General features: G+C 31.6%; 13 protein-coding genes and 1 pseudogene. 6 read left to right on the top strand and 8 right to left on the bottom strand.

Going from position 1 to position 11,811, the window contains the following annotated elements:
- Positions 1–3: 3 nt before the first annotated feature.
- Together P8H50_RS09095 and ettA are read left to right on the top strand one after the other, a co-directional pair.
- Positions 4–186, top strand: coding sequence for a CAL67264 family membrane protein (locus P8H50_RS09095; RefSeq protein ID WP_300208060.1), 183 nt, complete (start codon positions 4–6; stop codon positions 184–186).
- Between the two features lie 58 nt (positions 187–244).
- Positions 245–1,936 carry an energy-dependent translational throttle protein EttA gene (gene ettA / locus P8H50_RS09090; RefSeq protein WP_300208058.1) on the top strand — a complete coding sequence of 564 codons (1,692 nt, stop codon included), beginning with the start codon at positions 245–247 and terminating at the stop codon, positions 1,934–1,936.
- Positions 1,937–2,000: 64 nt separating this feature from the next.
- Here ettA and P8H50_RS09085 read toward each other — a convergent pair whose 3' ends face one another.
- Positions 2,001–2,774, bottom strand: coding sequence for an MBL fold metallo-hydrolase (locus P8H50_RS09085; protein ID WP_300208055.1), 774 nt, complete (start codon positions 2,772–2,774; stop codon positions 2,001–2,003).
- Positions 2,775–3,023: 249 nt separating this feature from the next.
- On the opposite strand from P8H50_RS09085, the gene P8H50_RS09080 reads away from it, so the two are divergent.
- Together P8H50_RS09080 and P8H50_RS09075 are read left to right on the top strand one after the other, a co-directional pair.
- Positions 3,024–3,161: a hypothetical protein gene (locus tag P8H50_RS09080; protein ID WP_300208052.1), complete on the top strand. Its 138-nt coding sequence runs from the start codon at positions 3,024–3,026 to the stop codon at positions 3,159–3,161.
- A 132-nt stretch (positions 3,162–3,293) separates the two neighbouring features.
- Positions 3,294–3,608 carry a hypothetical protein gene (locus P8H50_RS09075; RefSeq protein ID WP_300208049.1) on the top strand — a complete coding sequence of 105 codons (315 nt, stop codon included), beginning with the start codon at positions 3,294–3,296 and terminating at the stop codon, positions 3,606–3,608.
- Here the strand turns inward: P8H50_RS09075 and P8H50_RS09070 are convergent.
- From P8H50_RS09070 to P8H50_RS09060, 3 genes are read right to left on the bottom strand one after another with little or no spacing between them, the layout of a single operon-like run.
- Positions 3,603–4,070, bottom strand: a complete 468-nt coding sequence (locus tag P8H50_RS09070) for a GNAT family N-acetyltransferase (protein WP_300208046.1) — start codon at positions 4,068–4,070, stop codon at positions 3,603–3,605. The genes P8H50_RS09075 and P8H50_RS09070 overlap by 6 nt on opposite strands.
- 1 nt (position 4,071) lies before the next feature.
- Complete coding sequence (locus P8H50_RS09065) at positions 4,072–4,365, bottom strand: hypothetical protein (protein WP_300208043.1); 294 nt, start codon at positions 4,363–4,365, stop codon at positions 4,072–4,074.
- A gap of 2 nt (positions 4,366–4,367) precedes the next feature.
- Positions 4,368–5,390: a formimidoylglutamase gene (locus P8H50_RS09060; protein ID WP_300208040.1), complete on the bottom strand. Its 1,023-nt coding sequence runs from the start codon at positions 5,388–5,390 to the stop codon at positions 4,368–4,370.
- A gap of 107 nt (positions 5,391–5,497) precedes the next feature.
- Here P8H50_RS09060 and P8H50_RS09055 point away from each other — a divergent pair, with 107 nt between their 5' ends.
- A complete protein-coding gene (locus P8H50_RS09055) occupies positions 5,498–6,397 on the top strand; it encodes a chromosome partitioning protein ParA (RefSeq protein ID WP_300208037.1) in 900 nt (299 codons plus the stop codon).
- Between the two features lie 53 nt (positions 6,398–6,450).
- Here the strand turns inward: P8H50_RS09055 and P8H50_RS09050 are convergent, their stop codons facing one another.
- From P8H50_RS09050 to fumC, 4 genes are all read right to left on the bottom strand, one after another.
- Positions 6,451–6,951, bottom strand: coding sequence for a hypothetical protein (locus P8H50_RS09050; RefSeq protein WP_300208035.1), 501 nt, complete (start codon positions 6,949–6,951; stop codon positions 6,451–6,453).
- Between the two features lie 52 nt (positions 6,952–7,003).
- A complete protein-coding gene (gene hutI / locus P8H50_RS09045; protein ID WP_300208033.1) occupies positions 7,004–8,239 on the bottom strand; it encodes an imidazolonepropionase in 1,236 nt (411 codons plus the stop codon).
- A 1-nt stretch (position 8,240) separates the two neighbouring features.
- A complete protein-coding gene (locus P8H50_RS09040; protein WP_300208030.1) occupies positions 8,241–8,528 on the bottom strand; it encodes a hypothetical protein in 288 nt (95 codons plus the stop codon).
- A gap of 80 nt (positions 8,529–8,608) precedes the next feature.
- Positions 8,609–10,006 (bottom strand): class II fumarate hydratase, encoded by a 1,398-nt coding sequence (gene fumC, locus P8H50_RS09035; protein ID WP_300208028.1) that lies wholly within the window; start codon positions 10,004–10,006, stop codon positions 8,609–8,611.
- Positions 10,007–10,462: 456 nt separating this feature from the next.
- On the opposite strand from fumC, the pseudogene P8H50_RS09030 reads away from it, so the two are divergent.
- Positions 10,463–11,739 (top strand): annotated as a pseudogene (locus P8H50_RS09030) (ammonium transporter).
- Positions 11,740–11,811 lie beyond the last annotated feature (72 nt).

Genomic DNA, 11,811 nt, shown 5'->3' with positions numbered 1-11,811 from the left:
ATTATGGCAATGAATAAAAATACAGTGCTAGCTTGGGCTACCACAATAATGATAATAGTAGGTTTGGGTTTAATCGCTTTAGGAGCATTTAGATACGATGATGTCGCTGGATGGGGATTTGCAGCAGTAGGTTTTGGCTTTTTTGCTATTGCTTGGGTTTTTAATGCTCTAAAAGGAAGGGTTTAGTAATAGTTTTACAATTGCTAACTAACCATCATAATAAATAATTAAATAAACTAAAAGTATGTCTGACGATAAAAAGATAATATTTTCAATGTCTGGTGTAACCAAGACATTTCCTAGTGCAAACACACCAGTATTAAAAAACATATATTTAAGTTTCTTTTATGGAGCTAAAATTGGTATTCTTGGACTTAACGGTTCTGGTAAATCTACGTTGTTAAAATTAATAGCTGGAGTAGATAAAAACTATCAAGGCGATATTGTATTTTCTCAAGATTATTCGGTTGGATACTTAGAGCAAGAACCTAAGTTAGATGAAGATAAAACCGTTATGGAAATTGTTAGAGAAGGAGCAGCAGAAACCGTTGCCATTCTTGACGAATACAATAAAATTAACGATATGTTTGGTCTAGAAGAAGTCTATAGTGATGCTGATAAAATGGATAAGTTAATGGCTAGACAAGCTGTTTTACAAGATGAAATTGACGCAGCTAATGCTTGGGAACTAGATACCAAACTAGAGATAGCAATGGATGCTTTAAGAACTCCTGATGGTGACAAAAAAATAGCAGTATTATCTGGAGGAGAAAGACGTCGTGTTGCATTATGTCGTTTATTATTGCAAGAGCCAGATGTATTACTTTTAGATGAACCAACTAACCACCTTGATGCAGAGTCTGTACATTGGTTAGAGCATCATTTAGCACAATATAAAGGAACTGTTATTGCTGTAACGCACGATAGGTACTTTTTAGATAATGTTGCAGGATGGATTTTAGAATTAGATAGAGGAGAAGGAATACCATGGAAAGGAAATTATTCGTCTTGGTTAGACCAGAAGTCTAAACGATTAGCTCAAGAAAGCAAAACGGCTTCCAAAAGACAAAAAACATTAGAACGTGAGCTTGATTGGGTTAGACAAGGAGCAAAAGGAAGACAAACTAAGCAGAAAGCGCGTTTAAAAAATTACGATAAATTAATGAGTCAAGACCAAAAACAATTGGACGAAAAACTCGAGATTTATATTCCTAATGGGCCTCGTTTAGGAACTAATGTAATTGAAGCTATTGGAGTTAGTAAAGCTTATGATGATAAGTTATTGTATGAAGATTTAAATTTCAACCTACCACAAGCTGGTATAGTTGGTGTTATTGGTCCAAATGGTGCTGGTAAAACCACTATTTTTAGAATGATAATGGGTGAAGAAACTCCCGACAAAGGTGAGTTTAAAGTTGGTGATACAGCAAAAATTGCATACGTAGATCAAAAGCATACTAACATAGATCCTAAAAAAACCATATGGCAAAACTTTAGTGATGAGCAAGAGTTAGTCATGATGGGAGGAAAGGAAGTAAACTCCAGAGCTTACCTAAGTCGTTTTAACTTTTCAGGAGGAGAACAAAACAAAAAAGTAGAACTACTATCTGGTGGTGAACGTAACCGTTTGCACTTAGCTATGACACTTAAAGAAGAAGGTAATGTTTTACTTTTAGATGAGCCTACTAATGATTTAGATGTCAATACTTTAAGAGCGTTAGAAGAAGGTCTTGAAAACTTTGCTGGTTGTGCAGTAGTTATTAGTCACGACCGTTGGTTTTTAGATAGAATTTGTACACATATTTTAGCTTTTGAAGGCGATAGTCAAGTCTATTTCTTCGAAGGAGGATTTAGTGAATACGAAGAGAATAAAAAGAAACGTCTTGGAGGCGATTTAATGCCAAAACGTATTAAGTATAAAAAATTAATTAGATAATATTTCAATTTTAAGCATAAAAAAAAGCAGACAATCGTCTGCTTTTTGTGTGTATTATATTTTATTATTTCTCACTATCATTAGGATACCAATCTAATTGAATGACCTCAATATCTTTGGTTTTTTCATTAACAATAGCCTTAAATTTTTCTACATCACTGTATCCTTCAGTACCACGATAATGGTAAGGATACACTTGCATTGGTTTAAAATTCAAAACAGCATCTGCGGCACTTTCAACAGTCATAGTATAAGGTAAGTTCATACAAATAAAGGCTTTGTCTATATTTTGAAGTTTTCTCATTTCAGGAATATCTTCAGTATCACCAGATATATAAATACGCTCTTTTCCAAAGGTTAATACATAACCATTACCTCTTCCTTTGCTATGATATTTTAAAGCTTCTTCACGTAAATTATACATAGGAATAGCTTCAATAGAGAAAGCTTCATAATCAACCTTACTGCCATTAATCATAGCCTCAGTTTGTTGTCTAAAGTTTTTAGGCAATAGCTCATAAACAGCTTCTGGCGCAATAATAGTAGCAGTGCTTGTTTCTATAGCTTCTATTGTATTTAAATGTAAATGGTCGCTATGAATGTCTGTAATTAATATATAGTCTGCTTTTGGCAGAGATTCAAAGGCCTCTTTGCCACCAGTAGGATCTACATAAATAGTTTTACCGTTGTATTCTAAAACCATAGTTGCATGTTCAATAGGCGTAATTTTTAACTCAGCACTCTGTGAGTTCTTTTTATCTGTATCTGTTTTTTTATCATTTTTACAGGCTAATAAGCTCAAAGTAAAAAAAATAACTAAAGCGTATTTTATTTTCATATTTAGTGTTTTTTTTAGAGGTTAAAGATAATTTCTTTATTTCATTATTTATAATTTTCAAAGCAAAACAAATAAAACAATAGACTTTTGTAACATTTAAATATAAGTTAACACATATAAGTAAGCTATTTTATTTCAAAAGTTAGATTTTTTAACGAAATTGCTTTAGAATTTATGTTGCTTTTTGTTTCAACAAAATAAATATAAATTCTAAAAAAAAATGTACAACTTTAAAACCAAGTATATCCTATGTCTGATGATTTTGACTTATTAGAAACAAACTCAAACGAGAAAACCGAAAAAGTAGATGTTAATTGGGGAAAAGCAATAGATACCATGAAATCTAAGCTTGCCCATGGGTTTTGGCATGCAAAGTTGGATCTATAAGAGAATACTAAGAAAGCCTTTTTCTAAAAGAGGAAAAGTACCAACCTTCTCATCTTTACCTTTATATTTTAGAGAGTTTAAATTAAAACCTTCAATTAAAAGAAATAAAAATTAGTAAGTTTATTAACTGTTTTGATTACACTTTTATTAACGACTACTGTAGTTATATATGGCTTTAAGTTTCATAAATACGAGTCTACTCAATCTGAATTAGTTAATGAAATAAACTTAAAAAAGAACGATGAAGCTTTTCAATTTTTATTAAAATCTGGTAGAAATAGATTTTATTCTAAAAACTATTTTAGCGCTTATTCAGAATTGGTTTTGGCTCATAAAATTTGCTCAGAAGACAAAGATGTAATCAATTTATTAATTGAAACTTCACGAGCTCTGTGTCAATCTGATTTAAAATATTGCGAAGCTTTAGATAATTATTTAGAATTATAAGCCTAAATACTCCATCTTAATATCACAACGTTTATAAGGACAGTTGTCTTCAACTTCTATTTCTGCAAAGCCAAACTTTCGATATAAATAGATGGCATTTTCAAGTTTTCTGCTAGAATAGAGTAGTAGTCTATTAAACTGTTCTGTTCTTGCAAAAGCAATGCAGTGTTCTAAAAGCTTTTGTCCAATTTTTTGACCTCGAAACTCTGGAGATACAGCCATTTTAGTATGTTCGAAAGCATCTTGTTTTGGTAATGGCATTAAAGCATAAGTGCCAACAATAATATTATCGAGTGTAGCAAAAAAAATATAACCACCTTTATTTATTATATACTTTTCTGGGTAACTTAAAACTTCTTCGTCGTATGGCTCAACATAGAAAAAGGTTTGAAGCAATTCTATATTTAAGTTATAAAAATCACGCGAGTATTTTTTATCAAACGGAATAATCTCTAAATGCATTTTAACTTGAAAAAAAATTAGTAAGTAATAATAGTACCATTGTAATTAAGGAAACTAATAAAGTTAATATATAGGTAGATTGTTTTTTGTTTTTCTTTCTAAAACCATCTATAAGAGCCCAAATGGGTATAAAAACAAGTGCTAAAAGCGCAGGAATGGTTAATAATTCTCCAATTACTCTTATAAATTGAAATTCTAATTTAAAATAGAACACTAAGAGTATAAAACAAAAATAAATGCAAACAGCAATTGCTGCACGAAGCCTGTTATTTTCTAATGCCAATCGGTCTTTCATAATTAATTACTGTTAGCTCTCATAAAATCTGTTATAAGATATGCAATTAATTTTCCTACTTGTGCTTCTGTTTTCTTGGTTGGTGCAGCTTCACAAATATGAAGATAGGCAGCCAATTTATGACTTCCAAAAGAATGAACAAACTCTCGCGCTTGATTTACAGAGAAACCAGAAGGTGTTTGTGCACTACTTGGTATATTTGCAATAGCATCACAATCTATTTCAATGCCAAAATTAGCTTTTGAAACGTATTTTAAAGCTTTTTTTATTTCAGATTTAAATTTAAATTCTTTTCTAACTTCTATAGCTTCAAAAGTATTATACTTTATAGTGTTTTCTCCATTTAAAGCCTCATTTAAAATGTTTTGAGAGGTATAATTTTCATGTATCCCAAAGATAAAATACCGATTCAAAAATCCTTCCGCGAAAGCGTAACTAAAACCATTACCACTGTGTCTGCCTTCGAGTGCTCTAAAATCTGTATGCGCATCGAAATTAACTACATTTATTTTATTTTTTAAGGCCAGAGATGTTCCTTTTATATTACCATAAGCGTTGTTATGTCCACCACCAATAATAATAGGGATTTTTCCAGCTTTCACAATATTAAACACAAGATTACTAACTTCTTTATCTATTTCTGAAACAAGAGCTCTTGCCTTTTTTAAATGTCTTTCGTTGTTTTGATCCCATTTAGAAAGTTGTTTTTGTGCTTCATAAAAATCCAAATGTCCAAGAATACACAATTGTTCTCCTTGATTAAGAGAGTTATTTTGTGTATTTAACAAAATTTTAATTGTAGCATCCCAAGCCTTGCAAGTGCCTTGTTTTCCCTTATTTGCAAAAACGCCAACGTCTTCAGGTAAACCAATTAATACATACTTGACGTCTAAATGTTTTAAGTCGTCGTATATGTTTGTAATGGATGGTAATACCATAATTTGCTCTCCAAATTTAGTTTCGCCAGAACGTGTATTTACAAGTTCATCAACTTTAGATTTGGACATTAAAACCAATTTATTCATAACGTTTAAGATAGCGTTTTAAAAGATTAAAATTAATGTTTTAAAAGTAGATTATAAGTATTGTTACCTTTAAATTAAATATAAATAACCTTTAAAATTAAACTATTATGGAAAGTAAAACAGTAAACACTAGTATAAAAGTGGCCTTAGGTATTGCAATCGCTTTATTTGTTGGATTAGGCGTATTTTCAACTTCTCTATACAAGGAAAAAGTAGAAAACGAAAAAGTTTTAGTAGATGAAAAGACTAAAGTATTAAATGAATTAAACCAAATGGCAGTACAATACGATGTTGCAATGCGTGAGAATAAAGTAGTAAACCAAAATTTAGTTGAAGCTAAAGCGCGTATTGAAAGCTTAATAGATTCTTTAAAAGTATCTGAAACTAACGTAAAAAGCTTATGGAAATTTAAAAAGAAGTATTTAGCATTACAAAAGGAAATGGACTTCATTTTAACTGAAAACGATAAACTTAAAGTGGAAAACCAATTGCTAGCAACAACTTTAGATAGTACTAAGGTGGACTACGAACTTAAACTAGCAGAACGTACTACGTTTACAGATTCCCTTTTAGTACAAAATACAGCTTTAGTAGATATAGTGGAAGGTGCTGCTGTATTATCTGCAAATAGCATGAATGTTACTGGTGTAATTGAGCGTTCTTCTGGAAAGCAAATACCTACAGAACGCGCAAGACGTAGCGATAAGATTAGAATTTGTTTTACAGTAGCTAAAAATAAACTAGTTCAGGTTGGAGACAAAGAACTATTTGTACAAGTTATAGATCCTAAAAACAATATTTTAGGAGTAAACGAACAAATTACTTTTGGAGAAGAAGTTTTAAATTATAGCTTAATTAGTAAGTTTAATTACGAAAACCAAAGTTTACCAATTTGCGAGTACCTTGCAAAGAAAAATGATGATGTTGATTTTGAAAAAGGCACTTACAAAGTAAATGTTTTTAATGGTAAAGAATTAGTGACGAGTTCTCAGTTTACTATGAAATGATTTCAAAACACATGATATTTAAAAAGCCTGAAAATTTAAATTTTCAGGCTTTTTTATTTACTTAAGGCATATATACACAACTCTCTAATGTTCCAAATAGCATCTAATGTATAAGTTAGTTTTTCATCTAAAAGCCATTGTTTTAGATAGTTTTGGTGTATTTGTATTTTGTAGTCTCCAATACCTTTTGGTTGTATTTCTGTTTCCAGTAGCAGTTTGTTATTAAAAGACTCTTTAGAAACTAAAGTTCTAGTAATATCTAAAATAGCTCCATTTACTTTTAAGTAGGTGTGTGCTTCTGGAATATACTCTAGATTGTATTGTTTTAAAACGTTGCCTACACCTTTGGTGTTCGCTTCATTCATTTTATAAATACCAATAAAAAACTGAACAGTATCCTGCTTATTTTCAATAGCAACCTGTTTTAAAAAGGCATGTTTTGTAGAGCATGTGCCTTTATTTTCTGTTAAAACAGAAAGATACTTACTTCGGTCTGCTGTTCTTCCGTAAGGTACGTTTTTAAGATAATTGCAAAGTAATAGAAAATTGTTCAAGCCATTCGCTTTACATAACATAGAGAAAGACAAGGTACTTTCAATATTAAAATTAAATGGTTTCACCATTAATAATCACTTTATCTATACTATTATCTCCAAAAGCATATGGTAAATAGTTGTAGCTAGGTACTTTTTTAGTAATAATTAGGTTTGCTTTTTTACCTTTTGTAATGCTTCCGTATTGGTTACTAATTCCCATAGCATAAGCACCATTTATAGTGGCTGCATTAATTGCTTCTTCGGGAGTTAACTTCATTTTAATACAAGCAGTACTCACAACAAAATTCATATTTCCAGAAGGTGTAGAACCAGGATTATAATCTGTTGCTAATGCTAGAGGTAAACCTGCATCTATAATTTGTCGTCCTGGAGTGTATGGAATACTTAAAAAATACGAACAAGAAGGCAAGGCCACTGGCATTGTATTGCTGCCTTTTAGTGCATTTATATCGTCTTGATTGAGTTCTTCGAGATGGTCTACACTTAGTGCGTTATGTTTTACAGCTAAAGCAACACCTCCAAAAGTATTAAACTGGTTCACGTGTATTTTTGGTGTTAAATGGTATTGTTTTGCTGCTTTAAGAATTTGCTCTGTCTCTTCTAAAGAAAAATAGCCTTTTTCGCAAAATACATCTATGTAATTTGCTAGGTTTTCCTTAGCTATTTTAGGTAACATTTCATTAATAATCAAGTCTAAATAACCTTTTTTATTGTTTTTGAATTTTAGTGGAAAAGCATGAGCTCCTAAAAAAGTGGCTTTTACTTTTATTGGAAATTCTTTTTTTATGCGTTGTATTACGCGAAGCATTTTAAGTTCGGCTTCTGTAGACAGTCCATAACCAGATTTTATTTCTAAAGCTCCAGTACCTAATTGCATTACGTTTTTAACACGAACAATAGATTGTTGGTATAGGTCTTCTTCGGAAGTGTTTTCTAGTATTTTTACACTATTTAAAATGCCACCACCTCTGTTGGCGATTTCTTCGTAAGACAAGCCGTTAATTCTATCTACAAATTCTTGCTCTCTATTTCCTGCATATACAATATGTGTGTGCGAATCGCACCAGGTTGGCAAAACAATTTTTCCTTGAGCGTCAATCACTTCATCTGTATTGTTATACTTGCAGTTTTCCATACTGCCAAAGTCTACAATGATATCGTGTTCTATAAATACATAAGCGTTTTTAAGCGTTGGCAATGTTTTCATGGCTTCACCAGAAACCTTTAAAATATTTGGTTCTCTAATTTGAAGTAATTCTTTTATATTTTTTATTAAAATAGTCATACTAAAGTGTTTGTGAGAAATCTGATGAGTATAAATTAAAAGCGACAAAAAACATAATGATAATACCGAGTAAGCTTATACACCAATTATATTTTTTTATAATCAAACGCGACACAAAATAGAGTAGAAGCGTGGTAACACCAATAATACCTGGAATCCATTTTAAGACTACAGACGCTAATGGTCCAGCATCAGAAAAATCTGCAGAAAAAGTTATGGATAAGGTGATTATTTCTACAATAATGATTGCAATGATGTTGTTTTTTGGGTTGTCGAGATGTTTAATCATAGTGTAAATATAGAGAAAATGTAAAAACCGATTATTGAATAATAATAATCGGTTTTTTTAAGTATGTTGTAGATTTTAAATTAGTTTAGACTACCAACCATGTTTTCTGGTTTTACCCATTCATCATAGTCTTCGGCAGTTACATAACCTAAGTTTACAGCTTCTGTTTTTAAAGTGGTTCCGTTTTTATGCGCTGTATTTGCAATTTCGGCAGCTTTATAATACCCTATTTTGGTGTTTAAAGCCGTTACTAACATTAACGAGTTGTTTAATAATTCTTTAATAATAGCGTGATTAGGTTCTATTCCAGCTGCACAGTGCTCTTCAAAACTTGTGCACGCATCACCAATTAATTGTGCAGATTGTAAAATATTTGCAGCTAGCATTGGTTTAAATACATTAAGCTCGTAATGGCCTTGTGTGCCACCAACAGTAATCGCAACATCGTTACCCATTACTTGTGCACAAACCATGGTTAAAGCCTCACATTGTGTTGGGTTTACTTTTCCTGGCATGATAGAACTTCCTGGTTCGTTTGCAGGAATAATAATTTCTCCAATTCCAGAACGTGGTCCAGAAGCCATCATTCTAATATCGTTAGCTATTTTATTTAAAGAGACTGCTAATTGTTTTAATGCGCCATGAGATTCTACAATAGCATCATGTGCAGCTAAAGCTTCAAACTTATTTTCGGCAGTAACAAATGGCAGATTAGTAAATTTTGCAATGTATTTGGCTACCAAAATATCATAGCCTTTAGGTGTATTTAAACCAGTACCAACAGCTGTTCCACCAAGCGCTAATTCTGCTAAATGTGGTAACGTATTTTCTAACGCTTTTAAACCATGATCTAATTGCGATACATAACCCGAAAATTCCTGACCTAAAGTTAAAGGCGTTGCATCCATTAAATGCGTTCTACCAATTTTCACAACGTCTTTAAAAGCTATAGATTTATTGTGAAGTGTGTTTCTTAATTTTATAACACCAGGAATGGTGATTTCTACAATTTTTTTGTAGGCTGCAATATGCATACCTGTTGGAAAGGTATCGTTAGAGGATTGCGATTTATTAACGTCGTCATTAGGAGCTATTACTTTTTCGCCTTCACCAACAATACGTCCTGCTAATTGCTGAGCTCTATTGGCTACGACCTCATTTACATTCATATTAGACTGTGTTCCGGAACCTGTTTGCCAGATTACTAATGGAAATTGGTCGTCGTGTTTGCCTTCTAAAATTTCGTCGCAAGCTTGAGCAATTAAATCTCTTTTTGCTTCGTCTAAAACGCCTAATTCTGCATTTGTAAAAGCCGCAGCTTTTTTTAAGTAAGCAAAACCGTAAACCACTTCTAAAGGCATAGAAGCCGCTGCGCCAATTTTAAAGTTATTTCTTGAACGTTCTGTTTGTGCTCCCCAAAGTTTATTTGCTGGCACTTTAACATCACCCATTGTGTCTTTTTCTATTCTAAATTCCATGTGTTTTCAGGTTTGTTTTAGGTTAGCAAAATTACGAAATTTTGAGGATTATTTTTTAATGAATGTAGATAAGTTTTAATAGAATTACAATACTTGATTTTGAGTATTGGTTTTATAAAAACTAACTTAGTTTTATGAATGTTTTTGTACATGCAAATAGTAGATATAACTGTAAATTCAGTTTGGTGTGAAAAATAAATTAAATAATAATCTATTTGAGCACGCAAAAAAGAACTATAATCAATAAACAGGTTATATTTTTAAATGTATTTATAGTATTCTTCACATACATAAAATTAGGTCTTTACCATAGTTTGATTTTTCTGGTATTATAAATATCATATTCTAAAATAAATACACTTTTTTTTACGAATTAGGCATTGATTTTTAGTAGGTTAAGAACTAATTTGCAACCTAATTTTTAATCATTTTATTAACATCATAAAAAAAATTAAAATGGGAAGGAAAGTTAATTTTATTCTGCTTCTTTTAATCGTATGTTTTTGTGCATTTACTGCAACAAATTATCAGGAGTTATCTTCAGAGATTGACAAAGGCGATACCGCTTGGATGCTTGTTGCTAGTGCATTTGTTCTTTTAATGACACCAGGATTGTCTTTTTTCTATGGTGGAATGATTGACAAAAAAAATATAATTTCTACCATGCTTCAAAGTTTTGTTGCTTTGGGTGTTATTAGTATACTTTGGGTTTTTGTTGGTTTTAGTTTAGCTTTTGGAGATAGTATAGGTGGCATTATTGGTAATCCGTTAACCTATCTTAATTTTAAAAACGTAGGTTTAGAACCAAATCCAGCATTTTCGTCAACCACTCCCTTTATGACGAGTATGGATTTAACTTAAAATTTGCAATTATTACGCCAGCCTTAATAACTGGTAGTTTTGCTGGTCGTATTCGTTTTAGAAGCTATATTTTATTTATGGTTTTGTTTAGTATTTTTATTTATAGTCCTTTAGCACACATGACGTAGCATCCAGACGGTTTATTTAGAAATTGGGGCGTTTTAGATTTTGCTGGTGGAACTGTTGTACATATGTCTGCTGGATTTGCAGCACTTGCTGGAGCACTTTATTTAGGAAAAAGAAAAGTTGTACAAGAAGCGCATGCAAATGTACCGTACGTTATTTTAGGAACTGGATTACTTTGGTTTGGGTGGTTTGGTTTTAATGCAGGTTCTGCTTTAGGCGCAAATGGAGATGCCGTTATTGCATTTGCAAATACTAATATTGCTTCTGCTACTGCTATGATTACTTGGTTGTTTTACGAGCGCTATATGGGTAGAAAAATGTCTGCTGTAAGTGCCTGTATTGGTGCTGTTGTTGGATTAGTAGCTATTACTCCAGCTGCTGGATTTGTTAATATAGGACAGTCTATGCTTATTGGTTTTGTAGCAGCTATAATTTGTAACTGGATGATTTATTTAAAAAATAAATCTAGTGTTGATGATACTTTAGATGTTTTTCCAAGTCATGGAATTGGTGGTGTAGTTGGAATGATTTTAACCGCTGTTTTTGCTAATGAAGTTGGACTTATTTATGGTGAAACTAACACTTTTTATTATCATGTTTTAGCATTGTTTATTACTGTTGTTTTTACATTTTGTGGCAGTTATTTACTTTTTAAAATTGTAGATGTGCTTTTAAAAATGAGAGTTCGTGAAGACCAAGAAGCTCGTGGTTTAGACCTCAGTCAACATGGTGAACAGATAGACTAGTATTTTAAATATGTTAACAATGCTGTTAATAATTTCAAACTTTATATTGTATAAAAAAACAGTTTAACTTAT

Origin of the sequence: Lacinutrix sp. (assembly GCF_029238095.1) — a bacterium.
GTDB lineage: Bacteria > Bacteroidota > Bacteroidia > Flavobacteriales > Flavobacteriaceae > Lacinutrix.
This window is presented reverse-complemented; position numbering and strand designations above follow the sequence as displayed.